At 41.5% G+C, this 21,019-nt stretch carries 19 protein-coding genes and 2 pseudogenes; 10 read left to right on the top strand and 11 right to left on the bottom strand.

Annotated features, from left to right (window positions below; translation table 11 throughout):
• Positions 1-2 precede the first annotated feature (2 nt).
• On the top strand, positions 3-542 hold the full coding sequence (locus HMPREF2837_RS06640; RefSeq protein WP_049549602.1) for a 5-formyltetrahydrofolate cyclo-ligase: 540 nt from the start codon (positions 3-5) through the stop codon (positions 540-542).
• Positions 526-1,200, top strand: coding sequence for a rhomboid family intramembrane serine protease (locus tag HMPREF2837_RS06635; RefSeq protein WP_049549601.1), 675 nt, complete (start codon positions 526-528; stop codon positions 1,198-1,200). Before HMPREF2837_RS06640 ends, HMPREF2837_RS06635 begins: the two co-directional genes overlap by 17 nt.
• Before the next feature lie 76 nt (positions 1,201-1,276).
• Here the strand turns inward: HMPREF2837_RS06635 and HMPREF2837_RS06630 are convergent, their stop codons facing one another.
• From HMPREF2837_RS06630 to HMPREF2837_RS06610, 5 genes are all read right to left on the bottom strand, one after another.
• Complete coding sequence (locus HMPREF2837_RS06630) at positions 1,277-2,656, bottom strand: glycoside hydrolase family 1 protein (protein ID WP_049549600.1); 1,380 nt, start codon at positions 2,654-2,656, stop codon at positions 1,277-1,279.
• Positions 2,657-2,766: 110 nt separating this feature from the next.
• Positions 2,767-4,620 carry a proline--tRNA ligase gene (locus HMPREF2837_RS06625; RefSeq protein ID WP_049549599.1) on the bottom strand — a complete coding sequence of 618 codons (1,854 nt, stop codon included), beginning with the start codon at positions 4,618-4,620 and terminating at the stop codon, positions 2,767-2,769.
• 17 nt (positions 4,621-4,637) lie between these two features.
• Positions 4,638-5,894, bottom strand: coding sequence for an RIP metalloprotease RseP (gene rseP / locus HMPREF2837_RS06620; RefSeq protein ID WP_049549598.1), 1,257 nt, complete (start codon positions 5,892-5,894; stop codon positions 4,638-4,640).
• Positions 5,895-5,915: 21 nt separating this feature from the next.
• On the bottom strand, positions 5,916-6,719 hold the full coding sequence (locus HMPREF2837_RS06615; RefSeq protein ID WP_049549597.1) for a phosphatidate cytidylyltransferase: 804 nt from the start codon (positions 6,717-6,719) through the stop codon (positions 5,916-5,918).
• A gap of 8 nt (positions 6,720-6,727) precedes the next feature.
• Entirely contained in the window at positions 6,728-7,480 is a 753-nt protein-coding gene (locus tag HMPREF2837_RS06610; protein ID WP_049549596.1) for an isoprenyl transferase, read from the bottom strand.
• A 204-nt stretch (positions 7,481-7,684) separates the two neighbouring features.
• On the opposite strand from HMPREF2837_RS06610, the gene HMPREF2837_RS06605 reads away from it, so the two are divergent.
• From HMPREF2837_RS06605 to HMPREF2837_RS06575, 7 genes and pseudogenes are all read left to right on the top strand, one after another.
• Positions 7,685-8,080, top strand: coding sequence for a helix-hairpin-helix domain-containing protein (locus HMPREF2837_RS06605; protein WP_049549595.1), 396 nt, complete (start codon positions 7,685-7,687; stop codon positions 8,078-8,080).
• A gap of 369 nt (positions 8,081-8,449) precedes the next feature.
• Positions 8,450-9,028 (top strand): flavin reductase family protein, encoded by a 579-nt coding sequence (locus HMPREF2837_RS06600; protein ID WP_049549594.1) that lies wholly within the window; start codon positions 8,450-8,452, stop codon positions 9,026-9,028.
• Complete coding sequence (locus tag HMPREF2837_RS06595; protein WP_049549593.1) at positions 9,015-9,575, top strand: GNAT family N-acetyltransferase; 561 nt, start codon at positions 9,015-9,017, stop codon at positions 9,573-9,575. Before HMPREF2837_RS06600 ends, HMPREF2837_RS06595 begins: the two co-directional genes overlap by 14 nt.
• The gene (locus HMPREF2837_RS06590; RefSeq protein WP_049549592.1) at positions 9,575-10,153 is read left to right on the top strand and encodes an AAA family ATPase; all 579 of its coding nucleotides are present in this window, start codon (positions 9,575-9,577) and stop codon (positions 10,151-10,153) included. Before HMPREF2837_RS06595 ends, HMPREF2837_RS06590 begins: the two co-directional genes overlap by 1 nt.
• Before the next feature lie 242 nt (positions 10,154-10,395).
• The gene (locus HMPREF2837_RS06585) at positions 10,396-11,637 is read left to right on the top strand and encodes a helix-hairpin-helix domain-containing protein (protein ID WP_049549591.1); all 1,242 of its coding nucleotides are present in this window, start codon (positions 10,396-10,398) and stop codon (positions 11,635-11,637) included.
• Positions 11,638-11,668: 31 nt separating this feature from the next.
• A pseudogene (locus tag HMPREF2837_RS06580) lies at positions 11,669-12,668 on the top strand (virulence RhuM family protein).
• 123 nt (positions 12,669-12,791) lie between these two features.
• Positions 12,792-15,443 carry a valine--tRNA ligase gene (locus tag HMPREF2837_RS06575; RefSeq protein ID WP_049549590.1) on the top strand — a complete coding sequence of 884 codons (2,652 nt, stop codon included), beginning with the start codon at positions 12,792-12,794 and terminating at the stop codon, positions 15,441-15,443.
• Between the two features lie 65 nt (positions 15,444-15,508).
• Here the strand turns inward: HMPREF2837_RS06575 and HMPREF2837_RS10760 are convergent.
• From HMPREF2837_RS10760 to HMPREF2837_RS06565, 3 genes and pseudogenes are all read right to left on the bottom strand, one after another.
• Positions 15,509-15,846 (bottom strand): annotated as a pseudogene (locus HMPREF2837_RS10760) (group II intron maturase-specific domain-containing protein); the annotation flags it as partial.
• Positions 15,847-15,938: 92 nt separating this feature from the next.
• The gene (locus HMPREF2837_RS06570; RefSeq protein ID WP_049549589.1) at positions 15,939-16,625 is read right to left on the bottom strand and encodes a YoaK family protein; all 687 of its coding nucleotides are present in this window, start codon (positions 16,623-16,625) and stop codon (positions 15,939-15,941) included.
• A 211-nt stretch (positions 16,626-16,836) separates the two neighbouring features.
• Positions 16,837-17,529: a hypothetical protein gene (locus HMPREF2837_RS06565; RefSeq protein ID WP_049549588.1), complete on the bottom strand. Its 693-nt coding sequence runs from the start codon at positions 17,527-17,529 to the stop codon at positions 16,837-16,839.
• A 283-nt stretch (positions 17,530-17,812) separates the two neighbouring features.
• Between HMPREF2837_RS06565 and HMPREF2837_RS06560 the strand changes: the two genes are divergently transcribed.
• Complete coding sequence (locus HMPREF2837_RS06560) at positions 17,813-18,043, top strand: hypothetical protein (RefSeq protein ID WP_049549587.1); 231 nt, start codon at positions 17,813-17,815, stop codon at positions 18,041-18,043.
• 223 nt (positions 18,044-18,266) lie between these two features.
• Here the strand turns inward: HMPREF2837_RS06560 and HMPREF2837_RS06555 are convergent, their stop codons facing one another.
• Genes HMPREF2837_RS06555 through HMPREF2837_RS06545 form a run of 3 tightly spaced genes read right to left on the bottom strand, consistent with a single transcriptional unit; the run spans position 18,267 to position 20,886 of the window.
• Positions 18,267-19,040 (bottom strand): NUDIX domain-containing protein, encoded by a 774-nt coding sequence (locus HMPREF2837_RS06555; protein ID WP_049549586.1) that lies wholly within the window; start codon positions 19,038-19,040, stop codon positions 18,267-18,269.
• 1 nt (position 19,041) lies between these two features.
• Positions 19,042-19,818, bottom strand: coding sequence for a nicotinamide riboside transporter PnuC (pnuC, locus tag HMPREF2837_RS06550; RefSeq protein ID WP_049549585.1), 777 nt, complete (start codon positions 19,816-19,818; stop codon positions 19,042-19,044).
• 9 nt (positions 19,819-19,827) lie between these two features.
• The gene (locus HMPREF2837_RS06545) at positions 19,828-20,886 is read right to left on the bottom strand and encodes an AAA family ATPase (protein ID WP_049549584.1); all 1,059 of its coding nucleotides are present in this window, start codon (positions 20,884-20,886) and stop codon (positions 19,828-19,830) included.
• Positions 20,887-21,019: the final 133 nt, after the last annotated feature.

Raw genomic sequence — 21,019 nt, 5'->3', positions numbered from 1 at the left:
CTATGAAAAAAAACTTACGCAAGCAGGTCTTGCAAGAACTCAAATCTCTATCAGCCGAAGAAAAGGAAGTCATGGACGCTTGGTTGACTGAGCAGCTCCTTCAACATCCTTTCTACAAGGAAGCAAAAACCATCGCCACTTACCTGTCTTTTCCTCATGAATTTCAGACAGCTAGACTCATTGAACAAGCTCAAAAAGATGGGAAGACACTCCGCATTCCCAAAACCTATCCACATGGGAAAATGGACTTTGTTCTATATGAACCAGAGAAACTCGAAAGAAATTCTTTTGGACTTCTTGAACCTCAAGGAGAGTTCACAATCCTTGAACCCTCTCAGATTGACCTGATTCATGTCCCTGGTTTGGCTTTCAATCTTTCAAGATATAGGGTTGGCTACGGTGGTGGCTACTACGACCGCTACTTGGAGCATTTCCCAGGTCATACAATTAGTACGATTTATCCATGTCAGATTCAGAATTTTCAACCTGAGCACTACGATATTCCTGTTGAGGAGGTACTCATCTATGAAAGAAATTTTTGATCGTCGGTATCCTGTCACGAGCTTCTTTCTAGTCGTGACAACCCTGGTTTTTATACTCATGTTTCTAACCAGTGGTTTCAACTATACCAGCGCAGCCACCTTGTATAAATTCGGAGCTGTGTATCCCCCTGCTATCAAGGCCATGCCTGAACAAATCTGGCGCTTATTCTCGGCAACCTTTGTCCATATTGGCTTGGAGCACTTTTTAGTCAATATGCTATCCCTCTACTTCTTAGGACGTCAGATGGAACAAATCTTTGGCTCCAAACAGTTTTTCTTTATCTACCTTCTATCAGGTATGATGGGAAATCTCTTTGTCCTAGTTTTTAGTCCCAATGCTATTACTGCAGGTGCTTCAACTGCCCTCTACGGTATGTTTGCCTCAATTGTTGTTCTCCGATATGCTTCACGCAATCCCTATCTCCAACAACTAGGTCAATCCTACCTCTCCCTCTTAGTGATTAACCTAGTGGGTAGTATTTTAATACCTGGAATCAGCCTTGCTGGACATGTAGGTGGTGCCGTGGGTGGTGCTCTTCTTGCCATTGTCTTCCCAGTTCGAGGCGAAAGAAAGATTTATAGCCCAGGCCAACGTGGTATAGCAACCCTAGCCTTTATTGCTTTATCAGCTTTACTACTTTTTATCGGACTATTATAAGAACAAGAAAAACCATTGGAAAAACTCGAAAAGAATTGAGGTCCAATGGTTTTTTTGAATCTATTTGAAAAGTAGTTTAAAACCCATTATTTTCGCTGAGTTCTTTGAACCAGTGACCTGATTTTTTCAGGCGTCGTTCTTGCGTTTCAAGATCAAGCTCGACCAAACCATAACGGTTTTTATAGCTGTTGAGCCATGACCAGCAATCGATAAAGGTCCAGATTAAGTAGCCTTTACAGTTAGCACCGTCTTCGATAGCGCGATGAAGTTCTCGCAGGTGGCCTTTGACAAAGTCGATACGATAGTCGTCTTGAATCATGCCATTTTCACGGAATTTGTCTTCACCTTCAACGCCCATGCCGTTTTCGGTCAACATCCACTCGATATTGGCATAGTTTTCCTTGATATTTTGAGCAATATGGTAAATCCCTTGCTCGTAGATTTCCCAGCCACGGTGGGGATTGATCTTACGACCAGGCATGACATAAGGTTCATAAAAATGTTCTGGCAAGAGTGGACTATCAGGGTGCTTAGCAAAACGTGGCGCCATGACACGTAAAGGTTGGTAGTAATTGACTCCCAGAAAGTCGACTGTATGTTGGCGAATGAGTTCCAATTCTTCTGCTGTAGAATCTGGTAGCAAATCATGCTCAGCCAAAATTTCCACTAACTCTTCTGGATATGCTCCTAAAACAGACGGATCTAGGAAAGATTGTGCCTGAAAGAGGTCGGCAATGCGAGCTGCTTTTACATCGGCAGGATGCTGGCTACGTGGATAGGCTGGTGTCAAGTTGAGGACAATTCCAATCTTAGAACCAGTTAAGACTTCATGACAAGCCTTAACTGCAAGAGTGCTGGCTAGTTGGGTATGATAGGCAACCTTTACTGCTGCTTTGGCATCTACCTTATGAGGATAATGGGCATCATAGAAATAGCCGAACTCCACAGGAACGATAGGTTCATTGAAGGTAATCCACTGGTCCACCAAGTCTCCGTAAGTCTCAAAACAGAAGCGAGCATAGTCTTCATAAGCCTTAATAGTTGCCTTATTTTCCCAACCATCTCCATCTTCTTGAAGGGCAAAAGGCAAGTCAAAGTGATAAAGATTGACTAAAAGACGAATGCCCTTAGCCTTGATGGCTTCAAAGACCTGGCGATAGAAAGCCACACCTTGAGGGTTGACTTCCCCACGTCCCTGTGGGAAAATACGAGACCACTGGATAGAAGTTCGAAAGGCTGTATGACCTGTTTCTGACAAAAGTTCAATGTCCTTCTCCCAATTTTCATAGAAGGTCGACGTTTTGTCAGGGCCAATCCCATTATAGTAGCGATTTGGCTCTACTTGGTACCAATAATCCCAGAGATTATCTCCCTTGCCGTCACCAGGCACTCGCCCCTCTGTCTGTGGTCCAGATGTTGAGGAACCCCAGACAAAATCCTTTGGAAATTTTAGCATAGCTCTACCTCTTTATTTACTCTTTTTATGTTTATTTTATCTCATTATAGAGAAAAAACAAGGCAAAAACTAGTTACATTTTTGTCTTGTTTTTCTTCTGATTATAGATTTTATTTATTTGTTAGGATTTCAAGGGTTTCAAGCAAGCTATCTGCGTGAACTTCGATTGTATCCCCTGTCGCCTTAATCTTCACTTCTACGATGCCGTCAGCTGCTTTTTTACCGACAGTGATACGGATTGGAAGACCAATCAGATCGCTGTCACTGAATTTAACACCGACACGTTCGTTACGGTCATCCGTCAAGACTTCGTAGCCTTTGTTGACCAAAGCTTCTTCGATACGATCTGTCAATGCAAGACTTGCTTCATCCTTGACATTAACCGGAATCAAGTGCACATCAAATGGCGCCAATTCTTTAGGGAAGTTGATTCCCCAAGCGTAACGGTATTCACCTTTTGGAGTTTTATTGACAAAGAGGCGAGCGTGTTGTTCCATGACTGCTGATAGGAGACGGCTGACACCGATACCATAACATCCCATGATAATTGGAACTGCACGACCGTTTTCGTCCAAGACATCTGCTCCCATACTTGCTGAGTAACGAGTTCCAAGTTTGAAGATGTGACCAATTTCAATACCACGTGCAAAGTTGAGCACACCTTGTCCATCTGGAGAGATTTCACCCTCACGAACTTCACGGATATCTACATACTCAGCAGTGAAATCACGACCCGGGTTCACACCAGTCAAGTGGAAACCATCTTCGTTGGCACCCACAACAGCATTACGACTATCTTGAACTTTACGATCTGCAATGATTTTAACATTTTCAGGTAGACCAACTGGTCCTAGAGAACCAAATTCAGCTCCCAACAATTCTTTCACTTCTGCCTCAGTTGCAGGTTCAAAGAAATCTGCTCCAAGGTAGTTTTTCAACTTGACTTCATTGAGTTGGTCATTGCCGACAAGTAGAGCTACAACTGGTTCTTGGTCTGCCATATAAACCAAGGTCTTGATTGTTTGCTCTTCAGAGACATTCAAGAAGGCAGCCACTTCATCAATTGATTTGACACCTGGTGTTTCCACGCGAGCCACTTCATCTTCAGTCACAACACGATTGCTTGGTTTGTACTCGTTGGTTGCCATTTCCAAGTTCGCTGCATAGCTTGATTCACTTGAGTAGGCAATGGTATCTTCACCAGAAACCATCCATTTGAGCAATTCTGCCTTGATTTCTTCTTGCACTTGATCAGGGATTTCATCAAACGACGCGACAGATTTATCTAAAACAACCCAACGGTCAAGGTCTGTACGAGCAGGTGTGATGGCCATAAACTCTTGACTATCCTTACCACCCATGGCTCCACCGTCACCGATGATGGCTTTAAAGTCCAAACCACTACGAGTGAAGATACGCTCATAGGCTGCCTTGTACTCATCATAAGTAACATCCAAACTATCGTAGTTAGCATGGAAGCTATAACCATCTTTCATGATGAATTCACGCGTACGAAGAAGTCCATTACGTGGACGTTTTTCATCACGATACTTAGGCTGAATTTGGTACAAGTTCAAAGGCAATTGCTTGTAAGACTTGACAGAATCACGGACAATCGCTGTGAAGGTTTCTTCGTGTGTTGGACCCAGAATAAAGTCTGACTTCTCACGGTTTTTCAATTTGTACAAGTCTTCCCCGTAGGTTTCATAACGGCCAGATTCACGCCAAAGGTCAGCACTGAGAAGGGCTGGAGCCAACATCTCAACGGCCCCCATCTTGTCAAACTCTTGACGCATGATCTTCTTAGCTTTTTCGATAACACAGTTAGCAAGTGGTAGGTAAGAGTAAACACCTGCAGATACTTGACGAACATAACCAGCACGCAACATAAGGGCGTGGCTGATAACTTGAGCATCGCTTGGCATTTCGCGAAGCGTTGGGATAAGCATTTTACTTTGTTTCATAATGACTCCTCTAATTCTTAAAAGAAGGTTCGCATGATGTCGTTCCAAGTTACGGCGATCATCAAAACGACCATAATGACAACTCCGACCAGAGTGACATAGGTTTCAATTTCTTGTTTTAGTGGTTTGCGACGGATAGCTTCTAGGATGTTGAGCACGATTTTTCCACCGTCGAGCGCAGGGATCGGAATCAAGTTGAAGATACCGATATTGATGGAAATCATAGCCAAGAAGAACAAGACATTCTCAAGACCATTCTTAGCAGCATCGCTGCTTGCCTTAAAGATAGCAACGGGACCGCCAAGCTTATTCAAATCTGGTTGGAAGATCAAGCTTTTCAAAGCATTGAGAATGCGCAAAGCTGAATCAGCAGCAGAGGCGAATCCACCTACAAACATAGACCAGATATCTGATTTGAGTCTTGGCTGAACACCCAGGATATAACGACCTTGACTTTCTTGAGGTGCCACACTGACTTGTTTTTCAGTTCCACTCTCAGCAATAGTCACATCCAAAACAGGCGCTGTTTTATCCTTGGTTTCTGCATCAACAGCCTGAATCAAATCTGCCCAGTTTGAAATCTCATGACTGCCGACCTTAGTGATTTGGGCCGTATTTTCAACACCAACCTTAGCCAAAGCGCTATCTGGAATAATATTGAAGTTATTCGTTTGCGTATCACGAACACCGCCTTGCATGAAAATCAAGATCCAAAAGACGATAACTCCTAGGATAAAATTATTCATAGGACCAGCAAAGTTGGTGATCATTTTACCCCAGACAGTCGCATTTTGATATTGGACATCTAAGGGAGCGATACGAACTTCCGTTCCATCAGCTTCCACAATGGTCGCATCATGATCAACTGAGAAGGTCTTCTCTTCTTCCAAGACCAAGCCTCTAATAAAGAGTTTGTCCTCAAAATCAAACTGGGTTACCTGCATCGGAAGAGCCGTTTGGTCAACCTTTTTACCAGAGAGATTGATACGCTTGACCTTGCCATCCGCTGCCAGTGTTAAGCTTGCGGGAGTTCCAGTCTTGATTTCTGTCGTATCTTCACCCCAACCTGCCATGCGAACGTACCCACCAAGTGGCAGGAGACGAATGGTATAGGCAGTCCCATCTTTTCCGATATGAGCAAAGATCTTGGGGCCCATACCGATGGCAAACTCACGAACCAAAATCCCAGACTTTTTAGCAAAGTAGAAATGGCCGAACTCGTGAACCACCACGATAATTCCAAAGACTAGAATAAATGTTAGTAATCCTATCATTTAATTTCTGTTCACCTTTCCTTAAAATAAGCCAAAGAGGTGCATAATAGGGAAAACTACTAGCATACAATCAAAACGATCCAGTACCCCACCATGACCAGGGATAAATTTGCCTGAGTCTTTGACTCCAAAATGACGCTTCATAGCACTTTCGATTAAATCACCCAACTGACCTGCTAGACTAAAGAAGATAGCAAAAACCATCATTTTGTAAATCCCATATGGTAAAGCAACGGTACTATCGACTAGCATAAAGATGAGCGTCGCTAGCATAGCAGCCAAGATCCCCCCTATAGCACCTTCTATGGTCTTGTTAGGCGATACTCTCGGAGCAAGCTTTCTCTTGCCAAGCTTCATCCCCACCAGATAGGCACCGCTATCTGTTGCCCAAACCAAACAAAGTCCCAAAAGGGCCTTATCCAAGCCTGCAATTCGAGCATCAACCAAGGCATTAAAGCCGAAGCCAACATAGAAACTCATGGCAATCGGAAAAACAGCATCCTCAATGGTATAGTTCTTGCTGAATACTGTCGCTCCTAGCATGATGAGGATCACAACTCCATAGGCTACAACATTCCCATCTACAGGTAAAAACTTCCAGTAGTTTTCCAAAGGCACGGTCAGAGCAAAGGTCGCTAGTAAAGTCAAGAGACCTTCAGGCGTCATGGTATTTAATCCCTTCATGCGAAGCAACTCATGCACTCCCAACATAGCCACAAGTCCCATAGCAATCTGTAACCATAGACCACCGAGGATCAAGATTGGTATAAAGATAGCCAAGGCCAAGATAGCAAAGAGCGTTCTCTTTTGTAAATCCTTTATCATAATAACTCCTATACTCCTCCAAAGCGACGGTTGCGGCGATTATACTCAACGATAGCCTCTTTTAAGGCTTCCTCGTCAAAGTCAGGCCACAAGACATCCGTGAAATAGAGCTCGCTATAAGCAGCTTGCCAAGGCAAGAAATTACTCAAACGAAGTTCACCGCTGGTCCGAATAATCAAGTCAGGATCACGCAAGACTTTTGGCAAATGTCCCGTAAAGAGGTATTCCCCAATCAACTCCTCGGTGATATCACCAGGATTGATCTTAGCATCTAAAACATCCTGTGCAATCAACTTGACTGCTTGTGTAATCTCAGCTCGTCCACCATAATTAAGGGCAAAATTGAGAATCAAACCTGTATTTAACTTAGTCAACTCTTCTGCCTTTTTCAAGGCATCAAAAGTCTGCTTCGGCAAACGATCAGTCTCCCCAATCATTTGAATCTTCATGTTCTTCTGATGCAATTCAGGAACATACTTATCATAAAATTCAACAGGTAAGTTCATGATAAATTTGACTTCCTGATCTGGACGGGTCCAGTTTTCAGTTGAAAAGGCATAGACCGTCAAGGCTTTGACACCCATATCACTAGCAGCAATCGCTACCTTTCTCAGAGCATCCATCCCAGCCTTATGGCCAAAGACACGTGGCTGCATCCGTTTTTTAGCCCAACGGCCATTCCCATCCATGATCACACCGATGTGGTCTGGCACCATTGTGGTGGCTTCTGTTGCTTTATCTTTTTTTAAAAATCCAAACATGATTGTATTCCTATTCAAAAATCTATCGTTTCATTATACCATATTTTTCATTTTTCTTCTATCATCTTCTCTTATTCTAAGGCGGAATTCGCCATATTTCTAAGATTACAAACCTTGCATTTCCTAAAGAAAGTTGATACAATAAACGTATAAAGATTAAATCCTTGTTCAGTCACAGGGATTTTTTATTGAAAGGATTTTATGATGTCAAAAAAACTCCAACGTAAAAAACAATTAAGAAACAGCCTTCGTCGTTCAGGTATATTTTCAAATGCTGTAAACAAGGTTGTCGAAGAAACAAAAAAAGTTGTAAAACATGCTGAAAAAGCAGCAAGCGATGCAGGTAAAGCTGTCTCTAAAAAGGTTGAAAAAACTGTAGAAGCAACCAAAGAGCAAGCTCAAAAAGTTGCTACTTCTGTAGAAGATTTCGCAGCTAACCTAGGGGGACTTTCAGTTGACCGCGCTAAGACTTTCTACGATGAAGGTATCAAGTCTGCTGCTGACTTCAAAAACTGGACAGAAAAAGAACTCCTTGCCTTGAAAGGAATCGGTCCAGCTACTATCAAGAAATTAAAAGAAAACGGCATTAAGTTCAAGTAATCTTTCTTGTTCCTTGCTTTTCCGTCAAAAACTTGTTAAAATAAAGCCATTAGAGGTGTTTTGAGTCCCACATTTTACAGAAAGTGGCAGTGCTGAGAAGTCCACAAATGTGTCAAAACTGGTTGCTAATGGATGAAATTAAAAATTGAAATATAAATCTTTTTGTTTCCTTTTAGGACTAGACAGCGAGTTGCAGGCTGTACTCAAGTACGGCAAGACGAGCTAACGACGTCATAAAAGTGAAACAAGAAGATTAAAGATGCGGGCATGGCCCGAAATTGGGTGGTACCGCGGATTAACACATTCGTCCCTGTCATATTGATGGCAGGGACGATTTTTATTTTAGACCCCTAGCCAAAGGAGGTTGTCATGAAACAATCTTTTAACACCAGCAAGCTCTACTATGGTTTTCCTGTCTTCATCTTGGGATATCAGGACAAGAACTTTAGGCACAATATCACGACCTGCAGTTCCTCTTATAGCCTGGGAGATTGGCTGGTCATCGGTGTTGGCGCTGAGGAAAATGCGGCTGACCAGATTAAGCATTATCAACAGTTTACCGTAAACATCCCTGATGAAAACTTCATGCTCGAAATGGAGCAGGCTGGTTTTATCAGCCATCGGGAAAAGTTAAAACACCTAGGGCTTGACTACGAAATTTCTGTACGGACTCAGGCCCCGATTTTAGAGGCATGTCCAGTCGTATTGGACTGTCAGGTAGATCGGATTATCGAGGAAGATGGCATCTGCCATATCTTTGCCAAGATTCTCGAGCGACTGGCTGATCCAGAGCTCTTGGACGATAAAGAGCATTTTAAAAATGACCGTTTTGCGCCAACTTACTTTATGGGGGATGGCCATCAGCGCGTTTACCGTTATCTGGATGACCGAGTCGACCCCATGGGAAGCTTCATCAAGAAAGCGAGGAAGAAGGATGACAAGAACTGAATTGCCAGAACAAATCGAAACGGAGCGACTGGTCTTACGAGTCCGTACCGTGCCGGATGCTGAGGATATCTTTGACTATGCTAGTCGTCCAGAAGTCTCTTACCCAGCAGGTTTTCCACCCGTCAAGACCTTGGAAGATGAGATTTATTATCTGGAGCATATCCTTCCTAAGCGCAATGAAAAGGACAATCTCCCAGCAGGCTATGGAATTGTGGTCAAAGGGACCGATACAATCATTGGTTCTGTCGATTTCCCCCGTCGCTACGAAGACGATGTACTGGAGATTGGCTATACCTTGCACCCAGACTATTGGGGCCGAGGTTATGTGCCTGAAGCGGCACGCGCCTTGATTGACCTAGCTTTTAAAGAATTGGGTCTTCACAAGATTGAATTGTCTTGCTTTGGTTACAACCTTCAAAGTCAACGAGTTGCGGAAAAATTAGGATTTACCCTTGAAGCTCGTATCCGAGACCGCAAAGATGCCCAAGGGAATCGCTGTGACAGTCTGATATATGGCTTGCTGAAGAGTGAGTGGGAGGTGATTTGATGCATCTTTTCATCATTGGGGCTCCAGCATCAGGAAAAATGACCATTGGTCAAGAGTTATCTCGACTGACAAATGCTACCCTCTTTTATAACCATCAAGCCATCGATTTTGCACTGGAAATCTATCAGGACTATACAGAGGAAATGTGGGAATTTGTTCGTGGAATGACCTTTTCTTTCCTTGGAGCAAGTGCAAGAAATCAGCGATCAGTAATTTTAACTGACGTAATTGATTTTTCAAATCAGTACCAGCTGATGTATTTAAAGCAAATTCAGGATTTATTGGATAACTTTCATCAAGAGATTCTGTTTGTTGAGTTGGAAACAAGTCTTGAAGAGCGTTTACATCGAAATCGAACGGAGAACCGATTGAAGCACAAGCCCTTGAAACGGCATATTGAGGTATCTGAAAGAGAAATTTTAGAGACCGCTGAAACACTTCAATTAAATTCCCAGCATCAACCGAATGAGCTACACCACTACCTTAAAATAAATAATACGAATCTGTCTGCAGCCGAAGTTGCTAAGCAGATTCAAGAAAAAATGAAAACAATAGAGAGAGGACACACACATGTCTAAACAAACTCAATAAGATGTTCTCAAGACTCAAGGAGTTCAAAAGTCTAAAACTTTTTGATCACGCATTCCACCGCCAGACGTAATTAGAAAATTCTACCTTGATCAAGCTTGGGGTACATCCTTCAGAGTAAATGAATTACAAAGAAACTGGGATTTCCCATTAAAGCCTGTAGCTGAGTCCCGAAGGATATCTAAGTCAGTTGAGTCTGGTCTATTGAAGGATGAATTAAGGGAGAAAATAGATGGCTAAAAAGAAAAATAGAAAAAAAGAATTAAAACGCCAGCAAAAGTTGGATATCAAAGTTATTTCTGAAGAAGAGGCTGCTTGGACAGAAATCATGGCCAAAAATCCAACTTTTGTAGAACGTCGGACCATTCAAAATTTCGATGAACTACATACAGCAGTGATGCAATATGCTGATGAACACGGAGAGTATCCAGATGTTCAGCTAATTAATTACCAACTGAAAAATAGGACTTTTGATTGGAATCAGGATCATGCTTTATTTAGAGAAGCTATGCATACTCCGAATACACAGAAGCGAAATAAACTGTTAAAGCAAGTTTTAAAAATCAATCCAGATTACTTTGCTGCTGATTTTCATTTATTCTTATCAGAGGTTAAAGACTTTGATTTGTCAACCTTTAAAAAAGTATTGGATTTTGAAGTTCTAGTTTTAGAAAAATGGAAAATGAACGGATACAATAGTTGGAATTATTTTGAAGCACGCCCTATCCTGTCTGCTCTCATGTTTCTGATTGAATATTATATGACGGAGAACTTAAATTCTAAGGCTATAGAATTGATTGACCTATATTTGAGTAAGCGACCAGAACGTTTTCCTCCTAATTTTGTCTTCTGTATGCTTTCCTTGTATCATATTACTGGTCAGGAACTAAAGGTTGAGCGCTTCTACCGTGAAGAATTGAATAAAGGGAAACGGGACGATACCATTCTTATTCATGCCATCATCTCTGCTTTTTCTCAAGGAAAAATTGAGGAAGCTAGTCAGCTATTTGCAAAATTAGTGGAAATCAATGATGAAGCTGTTGAATTCTTTATAGAGGAAGATTGGCAATTCAAAGTTATAGAGATCGAAGACCAAGAATGCTACTGTCCAAATTCAGTTGAATCGTTACAAGCTAGTTTGTATCCTCTATTTGATTATTTACTAGAAAATATTATTTTAACAAAATTTCTAACAAACGAAGCCAAGAAGTTCCGTCGTAAACCAGTATTTTCGAATGACTCCAGTATGATAAAAACTTTATCCGAGGTATCCGACTGGTACTCCCTTATGAGCGATGAAAAAATGAAGGGAATCCGGATGGATCTTGTTCACATCTTTGTTGAAAATGGAATTCGTAGGTCTACAGATTTCAAAAAATGGACCGAAAAAGAAGTTCTCGCTTTGAAGGGGATTGGTCCTGCTACCGTTCAAAAACTGAAAGAAAACGGTATACAGTTTAAGAACGAGAAGTAATTGTTTATTGAGGGGGGGAGGTGAAATTGTCTTGAATGAAATTTCTAATTTCATCCTGTATACTACACCAAATGGCGACGTTCAGCTAGATATCCTTTTACAGGATGAAAATCTTTGGTTGACTCAAAAAGGTCTTGCAGAGCTCTTTGGAGTTGAACGAAGTGTTATTACAAAGCACTTAAAAAACATTTATGATAGTGGTGAGTTGGCTAAGGTGTCAACTTGTGCAAAATTTGCACAGGTTCAACAAGAGGGAAATAGAACTGTCCGGCGTGAACTTGAATATTACAATCTGGATGCTATTATTTCAGTCGGCTATCGTGTAAATTCTAGCAAGGCTACTCAATTTAGAATCTGGGCAACCAAGACCTTGAAAGAATTTATCATCAAAGGTTTTATTTTAGATGATGAACGCTTGAAACAAGGACAGACAGTTTTAGGACAAGATTATTTCCATGAACTTTTAGAACGAATTCGCTCTATTCGTTCTAGCGAGCGCCGAATCTATCAACAAATCACGTATATCTTTGCTGAATGTGCCATAGATTATGATAGAAACTCAGATATTACTAAAAATTTCTATGCTATGGTACAAAATAAATTTCATTATGCAATTACTGGAAGTACTGCTGCAGAAATTATCTATCAGCAAGCCGATGCAAGTAAGGAAAAAATGGGATTAACTACTTGGAAGAATGCACCTAATGGGAGGTACTCAAGTCAGATGTAACAGTGACTAAAAACTATCTGCAAGAAAAAGAAATTCGACAACTAGAGCGAACTGCTACAGCCTATTTTGATTATATCGAGGATTTGGTTGAGCGCCGTAATACTTTTACAATGCGAGGATTGGCGGATAGTATTGATCGTTTTCTTTTTTTAATGAATATGAAATCTTAGAAGGAAAAGGAAGTATTTCCAAGAAACAAGCAGACTCAAAAGCTATCCAGGAGTATGATAAATTTAACCGAACTCAAAAAATCATATCAGACTTTGATAAACATATTATGAAGATAATGAGAGAAAGTTAATGTAAAATTTTTCACGGTTTCTTTGCTTATAGAAGATAATGATAAAAACAAGATGAGTTGAATCAAAGCCTATCTTCTACCTACTAATTTTATTTAAAGATATAAACTAGAAAGGACAAACACATGTCTAAAGAACTTTCACCTAAATACAATCCAGCCGAGGTTGAGGCTGGTCGTTACAAAAAATGGCTTGACGCTGATGTTTTCAAGCCTTCAGGCGATAAAAAGGCTAAGCCTTATTCGATCGTTATTCCACCACCAAACGTAACTGGGAAACTCCACCTTGGTCACGCTTGGGATACGACTTTACAGGATATCATCATCCGTCAAAAACGCATGCAAGGTTTTGATACGCTTTGGCTTCCAGGGATGGACCACGCGGGGATTGCAACTCAAGCTAAGGTTGAGGAGCGCTTGCGTGGCGAGGGCATTAGCCGTTATGACCTCGGCCGTGAGAAGTTCCTGGACAAAGTCTGGGAATGGAAAGACGAGTATGCGACGACTATCAAGGAACAATGGGGCAAGATGGGTCTCTCTGTAGACTACTCTCGCGAGCGTTTCACTCTTGACGAAGGTTTGTCAAAAGCCGTTCGCAAGGTCTTTGTGGACCTTTACAAGAAAGGTTGGATCTACCGTGGTGAATTTATCATCAACTGGGACCCAGCAGCTCGCACAGCCCTTTCTGATATCGAGGTGATCCATAAGGACGTCGAAGGTGCCTTCTACCACATGAACTACATGCTAGAAGATGGTTCACGCGCTCTTGAAGTTGCGACCACTCGTCCTGAGACTATGTTTGGGGACGTTGCAGTTGCGGTCAATCCAGAAGACCCACGCTACAAGGATTTGATCGGTAAAAACGTCGTCCTTCCTATCGCTAATAAACTCATCCCAATCGTTGCAGATGAACACGCAGATCCTGAGTTTGGTACTGGTGTCGTGAAAATCACGCCTGCCCATGATCCAAACGACTTCTTGGTTGGACAACGCCACAACTTGCCACAAGTTAATGTTATGAACGACGACGGAACCATGAATGACTTGGCCTTCGAATTTGCAGGTATGGACCGTTTTGAAGCTCGTAAGGCTGTCGTTGCTAAGTTGGAAGAAATCGGCGCTCTCGTTAAAATTGAAAAACGTGTCCACAGTGTTGGTCACTCAGAGCGTACAGGTGTCGTGGTTGAGCCACGCTTGTCTACGCAATGGTTCGTTAAGATGAACCAATTGGCTAAAAATGCTATTGCCAACCAAGACACAGAGGACAAGGTCGAATTCTACCCTCCACGTTTCAACGATACCTTCCTTCAATGGATGGAAAATGTTCACGACTGGGTTATCTCTCGTCAGCTTTGGTGGGGTCACCAAATCCCTGCTTGGTACAATGCTGAGGGTGAAATGTACGTCGGTGAAGAAGCCCCAGAAGGTGACGGATGGACTCAGGACGAAGACGTCTTGGATACGTGGTTCAGTTCTGCCCTTTGGCCATTCTCAACTATGGGCTGGCCTGATGTTGACTCAGAAGACTTCAAACGTTACTTCCCAACTTCAACCTTGGTAACAGGTTACGACATCATCTTCTTCTGGGTGTCTCGTATGATCTTCCAATCCTTGGAATTCACTGGCCGTCAGCCATTCCAAAACGTCCTTATCCATGGTCTCATTCGTGATGAGCAAGGACGTAAGATGTCTAAATCTCTCGGTAACGGGATTGACCCGATGGATGTTATCGAGAAATACGGTGCCGATGCCCTTCGCTGGTTCCTTTCAAACGGTTCTGCACCAGGGCAAGACGTGCGCTTCTCTTACGAAAAAATGGATGCGTCTTGGAACTTCATTAACAAGATCTGGAACATCTCTCGCTACATTCTCATGAACAATGAAGGTTTGACCCTTGAGCAAGCAACTGCCAATGTGGAAAAAGTAGTTAACAAGGAAGCTGGAAACGTCACAGACCGCTGGATTCTCCACAATCTCAACGAAACTATCGGCAAAGTTACTGAAAACTTTGATAAGTTTGAGTTTGGTGTTGCTGGACACATCCTCTATAACTTCATCTGGGACGAGTTTGCGGACTGGTACGTTGAGTTGACCAAGGAAGTCCTTTATAGCGATAATGAAGAAGAGAAAGTCATCACACGTTCTGTTCTCCTTTACACTTTGGACAAGATCCTTCGTCTCCTTCACCCAATCATGCCATTTGTGACAGAGGAAATCTTTGGACAAATCTCAGAAGGTTCTATCGTTACAGCAGCATACCCAACTGTCAACCCAGCCTTTGAAGACCTTGCGGCTCACACTGGTGTCGAAAGCCTCAAAGACTTGATCCGCGCTGTTCGTAATGCGCGTGCGGAAGTAAACGTTGCTCCAAGCAAGCCTATCACCATTCTTGTTAAGACAAGCGATAGCGACTTGGAAGCCTTCTTTAACAGCAATGTCAACTACATCAAACGCTTCACAAATCCAGAACACTTAGAAATCGCATCAACCATCCCTGCACCTGAACTCGCAATGTCAAGCGTCATCACAGGAGCAGAAATCTACTTGCCACTGGCAGACCTCCTCAATGTCGAAGAAGAACTGGCTCGTCTCGACAAGGAACTAGCTAAATGGCAAAAAGAACTGGACATGGTCGGTAAGAAGCTCTCTAACGAACGCTTCGTAGCAAATGCCAAACCAGAAGTCGTTCAAAAAGAACGCGACAAACAAGCCGATTACCAAGCTAAGTACGATGCGACCGTAGCACGTATTGATGAGATGAAGAAGTTGGTGAAATAAAATCGAGTAGTGGCTAAGACTAGCCCCTCTCCCACCACGGTACGTGCCATTCGGTATACGGCGGTTCAACTAACTTTTAACGCATGTCGTTGAAGGCAATAATCCAAACACGAAACCAGTCCTCGCTTTTCAAGGACTGGTTTTGATATATCGCGTTTAAGTATCGATTTCTGAGCTACTAATTGATAGTGGTCACCCCAGCCAGATACCTTATCTGCTATCCATTTAGGAATTCCTAACTTAAGTAGGATCCACAGTTACCTAGGTTTCTTTTTCCATTCCTTTCAGATAATCACTCATAGGGGAGCACGCAAGCGCTCATCTATACTAGTGACTATGCGCTTCATATTTCCCAGTGAAAATAGTTTATCTATCCCCGAATTGACAAATTCAGTTGCTCAAGAGTTTACCAGTATTGGGGAGCCCACAGAGGAATGTACGACATGTCCATCGTACTAAAAATGGCAAATCTCAATTTAAGAGATTTGCCATTTTTTATATATTTTCATCTTGCAAATCGAGTTGCTTCACTCTAGCAATATAGTAAGACATTATCAAAACCAAATTAAAGCTGACAATCCAAATAGACCATTCATGGAGAAAATGCATAGATACAGCCAAGCTAATAGCACCCACTACGAAACTGCCTACAACAATGCCATAGTTCAAGGCTTGACGACGATATTCTTGAACATCTCCTTCTCCTCTAACGATACGATACAAAGCGGTCAACATTTTTCGGTAATTTCCAGACGTCATAAAAATGACATAGGGATGATCTTCAATCAAACTACCCGTAAATGTTAGCATCATCATTCCAGTTCCAAAAGCAATAAAAGGAACTTCTAATAGAGGAAAGCGGGAAAAGAAGGGCAGAACAAGGGTCCCGATAAATAAGGGAAGCAGCATCTTAACTCGCCAATAAGCTGTTTTACGATATTCCTTCATGTGTAAGGCAAAAAGAAATCCTAGGGAAAAGAATATAATCGAGCAGAATCGCAACATGGTATTGATGACATGTGAATCGTGCCAATCTGATATCAATAGGAGAATGTTCCCTGTCTGTGTCGCCACCAAACTATGGTACTGGATGTGACAGAATACATCCAAAGAACCACCGATAAAGCCAAGAAACACTCCCATGAGTCGTGTGTTTTGAGGTAAAATTAATTTATCCGTCATTGATTCATCACTCGTTTCCCTTTAATGCATTCATTATACCACTTCTCTCGGAGAAACTAAGTGAAAAACGGTCAGTTCAGGTAGACATGATTACATATACTCCTAAGTTAGTCTCATCTTTGGAGTTCATTTATGACGTCTTATCAACTTCAAATGCTGTAGGTACTCATCAACTGAACTATTTTTAAACAAATTATTTCTGTACTCAAACCTATGGCTGAATCAAAGCAACGCTAGATACAGTTCCATCTGCGCCTGTTGTAATTTGGATGATTTTTCCACCACCAATTTTGGCATTGTATTTACCATCATCAAGGGTATAGGCATAGCCTTGGATAGAGTAGTTTTCTTTCTTACCATCACTAGATTCTACTGTAAATTGACCACCTGATGAAACAGTAATAGTCTCGCCATTAGCTCCCTTCCAGTTGCCAGCTGCAGCAGAGAAATCTCCATCAACCATGGTTAGAACACCCTTGTAACGTTTGTTGTGCTCTGCTTGCTTATCTTGAAGTTTGCGGTCAGTAGTTGGATCATAAGTTGACTGGCTAGTCTGTGCTTGAGAGCCTTGCTGATTTGAGGGAGTTTGCGAAGATGCCTGTTGGTTAGAAGCTTCTTGGCTCTGTCTTGTTTCTGGCGCTGGTGTTGCTTGCGATTGATTAGCAGTAGTTGCTGACTGGTCAGAAGAAGCTACCTTAGTTTTTTCTGATGAAGTTGAACTTGCGGACTTCTGAGTCTTGTTCTCTTTACTTGAAGAACTTGCCTTAGAACTAGAAGATGCTTGTGTTGTCTTGCTAGAACTATCACTTGTCGTATTTTCTTTCTTATTACCACAAGCTCCCAATAGCAGGGTTGAAGCGAGTACAGTTGCAGCCATTAATTTGATAGAAGTTTTATTTTTCATTTTATGCTCCTTTTGTAACATTTTTGAAATGTTAAGAAATATATTTGTAACATTATTGTAATATTTGTTTTGAAATTTGTCAACTACTTATCTAAAATTTTTTAGAATTATTTTTTAGTACATTTATTTCCTTATCCCTCCTATATCTTTTATTCGTAAAGAATTAAAAAAAACAGGAAAATTTTTCCTACTAAAAATACTATATTTTACAAGTGTAATCGCTTGCATTTTTTTCTTGAAGGGCTATAATAAAATTGAAATAGAATATTGGAGGTGTAAGCTTATGTTAAGCAAATATTACAAGTATCTTCCTTGGGTGATTTTAGATGCTTTCGTTTCTTATGGGGCGGCTACTCATTACGCTCAAACAACATTTGATTTGTTCTATCTAACTGCTATTTTCATGATTGTCTACGTGGCTTTATTGTATTTACACGAAACCTATTTAAAATATAAATACAAGGATTTATTCATTCGAATCATGAGCAATTCAAAGAAAGATAAACATCCTTAATTAGTAAAGCAGTCAAATAGCATCAAAAAAGAGGTCGGGAAAAAATCCCGACCTCACTTTTTTATGAATAATAAACCTTTGATACGATAGCTGACTTGGCTTGTGACGCAAACTGTATTTTCTCTATTCTCAAGCTTCAAACAGCCATCGGATTTGTTGAAACTTCTCAGGACTGAGACTAGGAAATCAAGACTTGATCTATCGATTTCTGTCCCAAAGCTTTTTATTTCAATCGATAGGTTTTTCTTGGTTTCTTTTTAGGAACTCGTTTGAGCCCAACTTCTTCTACATACTCACCGTATTTTACGAGAAAGTTATTGCTGACGATTGGTCGTCCTGGGTTGATGAGATTGACCAATTCGGTCCCTTCATAGACAGTGAACTCCTCCTCTAGCAGATAGAGGAAGGTCGGATTCCAGTCAAGACGCCCTTGTATTCGTTTAATAGACTCTTGGATAATGGCATAATGGTCAAAGGCGAAGGCTTGCTCCCCCAGCTCTAGTCCCTCTAGGAAGCACTTGCCCGTCTGAAAATCAACATCGACAAAAACCACATCTTTGGCATCATCACCAGCTTGAACGAGATCAAGTGCGCGGCTAGGTAGATACACCAAGTGGGCGATAGTAACCGTCCAGCCCCGCGGATCACGACCTGGAGTAGATACTGTCATCAACTGTTCAATTTTTTCCAAAGGAAGGTCAAGGTTAACCTCCTCTCTCACTTCACGCTGACAAGCATGGGCAGCATCTTCCCCTTTATCCATAAAACCACCGACCAAGGCCAAACAGTTCTGATAAGGATGGGCCTTACGGCGGATTAGTAAGAGTTTGATTTTCCCTTCCACAAAGCAATAAGCTACCATATCCACCGTCACGCTCGGTTTTTCATACTGAGGAAGTTCCTGTTTGTAGTACCAGTCTAAAAATTCTTCCTGACTTGCATGGATTTCAAAATATTCTCTCTCTGTCATTCCAGCCGGGATTATCGTTTCAGTCATCTTATCCCTCCTTGACAGCCTTAGTCCATTGGTACCAACCGACTAGACTATTGATGGTATAAACCCAGTACATTCCTTGGATATGGATGTTTTCACCCCACCAGAGATAAATACTAAAGAGATTGGTTGCAATCCAGAAAATCCACTGCTCACGGTAAAGACGTGTCATCAAGAGCTGACCAACACCATTGGTCGCATCGGTAACACTGTCACGGAAAGGACGAGCACTGCTGATACTTTGGTAGGCTAATCCCATGCCAATCCAGATGATAGCAGTCAAGGCCAAGTACTTGAGCCAATCAATCAGACCGAGTTTCTTAGCTTCAAAGTGAGACTCCTCTGGTTTTCCTTGCTCATTGATCCGATTAGACAACCAAGCATAGAGACCAATAGGCTGCATGACAAAGAAATAAACTGTGGTCAAAACTTCGCCATAGAAAGTAGCATTCATAGCTAGGACCAAATAGATTGCAGAGTTAATAGCACCAAAAAGGTAGTTACTAGCTCGACCTTCAGCTACTAAGATAACGCAGACAATCCCTGTCCAAGAAGCCAAGAGACCAATCCAGTCATGACTTTCTGTGTTTTGTGTAAACTCCAGAATAAGAGGAACACTTGATAAAACAATCAAATAGAGCCACTGGAAAAGACTACGGCCTACAAAGAGGTCTTTCCAAAGCAAACGCATAACTCCTGCAAAACCAATTTTACGAGCTTCTGCGTGAACATTTTTAAAGTTTTCAATAAATCGTGTGATTTTTTCAGTTATTTTTTTCATTTTCTTCTCCTAATCTGCTTGGTAAATGGCATCAATAGCTACTTTTGCTGCTTCATAATTTCCTAGATAGTCATCAGCTAGATAAACATGAGGGATATTGGCTAGATATTGCTCCCTCATCATATCCAAATGCTGAGAAAAACTGTGACGGATATGGTCTTCTGCCATGGTCATGTCGCGAAAACCATCATTGACATAAGAGCCAATAGGTTGCACAAAGAGGATTAAATCCCACTTTTCCTTGGCTAAGATTGAGATAAAGAGATTATCAAAGGTCTCTACGGACAAGTCCTCCTGCTCTTCGCTTTCCATGTAGTAATCGTAGTAGCCCTTGGTTACTAATGAATTGGTATCTGCAATGACTAGGCCTCGATTGGCATTGCTATCGATTAACTTGGAAGTTTGGTCATATTGGCCCAAAAGAAGGTAATAATAATCTTTGGGGGTAAGCTCATCATCTCGGACATTATTTTTTATCTGATACTCACGAGCATATTCCAGACTGACTGGCGCATCATAAAAGCGAGCTAAATCCTTGGCTAGAGTTGTTTTACCATTACTAGCACTTCCCATAATCAACACTTTTTTCGTAAACTGACGGCGGAAAGGTTGAGCGATGTATTTCCAATATTTGCTTGGATTTTCTCGAATCATGGTAGCCGAAATTCCAAATTTTCTTTCCTGCAAAACAGTCTCGAAACCACGTTCTGACAATTCTTGTTGGTATTCGGACTCTCCTACAAAAAAGATTAGTTCCTGACCAGTCTGGTCATAGGAAATGGCCTGCAACATCTGATCCAACCACTCCTGCCAGCCCATTGGATAGCGTGGAATATTGGTTTCGTCAAGTTTACAAACAGAAGTCAACTCATCATCTCGAAATGCTTCACGAATATAGCGAAACCTCTTTTGTAGTGTAAGTCCAATCTGTTCACCACGATCTCCCTTATAACCTGAAACTACCACCCATACAGCATCGCATTGTCGTTTTGCTCTTTGGATTAAATCAATATGCCCCTGATGCAAGGGAGCAAAGGTTCCAAAAACCACTGCTATCTTTTTTTTCATATCTCTTTAACCTTTTTATAAATTTTTATATTTTATATTATACTTTACCTTTCTGTATTTGTCAACACTTTTTTATTATTTTTTATAAAAACATTTCTTAAGGTAATTTCTCAAAGTAACTTCCACTTTCCTG

The organism is Streptococcus sp. HMSC071D03 (assembly GCF_001812125.1).
In the GTDB taxonomy this organism is placed as follows: Bacteria; Bacillota; Bacilli; order Lactobacillales; family Streptococcaceae; genus Streptococcus; species Streptococcus pseudopneumoniae_N.
This window is presented reverse-complemented; position numbering and strand designations above follow the sequence as displayed.

Bases quoted from the DNA above. Each gene is read 5' to 3' on its own strand.
- HMPREF2837_RS06640 (WP_049549602.1), top strand. From the start codon at position 3: ATGAAAAAAAACTTACGCAAGCAGGTCTTGCAAGAACTCAAATCTCTA.
- HMPREF2837_RS06635 (WP_049549601.1), top strand. From the start codon at position 526: ATGAAAGAAATTTTTGATCGTCGGTATCCTGTCACGAGCTTCTTTCTA.
- HMPREF2837_RS06630 (WP_049549600.1), bottom strand. From the start codon at position 2,656: ATGCTAAAATTTCCAAAGGATTTTGTCTGGGGTTCCTCAACATCTGGA.
- HMPREF2837_RS06625 (WP_049549599.1), bottom strand. From the start codon at position 4,620: ATGAAACAAAGTAAAATGCTTATCCCAACGCTTCGCGAAATGCCAAGC.
- rseP (WP_049549598.1), bottom strand. From the start codon at position 5,894: ATGATAGGATTACTAACATTTATTCTAGTCTTTGGAATTATCGTGGTG.
- HMPREF2837_RS06615 (WP_049549597.1), bottom strand. From the start codon at position 6,719: ATGATAAAGGATTTACAAAAGAGAACGCTCTTTGCTATCTTGGCCTTG.
- HMPREF2837_RS06610 (WP_049549596.1), bottom strand. From the start codon at position 7,480: ATGTTTGGATTTTTAAAAAAAGATAAAGCAACAGAAGCCACCACAATG.
- HMPREF2837_RS06605 (WP_049549595.1), top strand. From the start codon at position 7,685: ATGTCAAAAAAACTCCAACGTAAAAAACAATTAAGAAACAGCCTTCGT.
- HMPREF2837_RS06600 (WP_049549594.1), top strand. From the start codon at position 8,450: ATGAAACAATCTTTTAACACCAGCAAGCTCTACTATGGTTTTCCTGTC.
- HMPREF2837_RS06595 (WP_049549593.1), top strand. From the start codon at position 9,015: ATGACAAGAACTGAATTGCCAGAACAAATCGAAACGGAGCGACTGGTC.
- HMPREF2837_RS06590 (WP_049549592.1), top strand. From the start codon at position 9,575: ATGCATCTTTTCATCATTGGGGCTCCAGCATCAGGAAAAATGACCATT.
- HMPREF2837_RS06585 (WP_049549591.1), top strand. From the start codon at position 10,396: ATGGCTAAAAAGAAAAATAGAAAAAAAGAATTAAAACGCCAGCAAAAG.
- HMPREF2837_RS06575 (WP_049549590.1), top strand. From the start codon at position 12,792: ATGTCTAAAGAACTTTCACCTAAATACAATCCAGCCGAGGTTGAGGCT.
- HMPREF2837_RS06570 (WP_049549589.1), bottom strand. From the start codon at position 16,625: ATGACGGATAAATTAATTTTACCTCAAAACACACGACTCATGGGAGTG.
- HMPREF2837_RS06565 (WP_049549588.1), bottom strand. From the start codon at position 17,529: ATGAAAAATAAAACTTCTATCAAATTAATGGCTGCAACTGTACTCGCT.
- HMPREF2837_RS06560 (WP_049549587.1), top strand. From the start codon at position 17,813: ATGTTAAGCAAATATTACAAGTATCTTCCTTGGGTGATTTTAGATGCT.
- HMPREF2837_RS06555 (WP_049549586.1), bottom strand. From the start codon at position 19,040: ATGACTGAAACGATAATCCCGGCTGGAATGACAGAGAGAGAATATTTT.
- pnuC (WP_049549585.1), bottom strand. From the start codon at position 19,818: ATGAAAAAAATAACTGAAAAAATCACACGATTTATTGAAAACTTTAAA.
- HMPREF2837_RS06545 (WP_049549584.1), bottom strand. From the start codon at position 20,886: ATGAAAAAAAAGATAGCAGTGGTTTTTGGAACCTTTGCTCCCTTGCAT.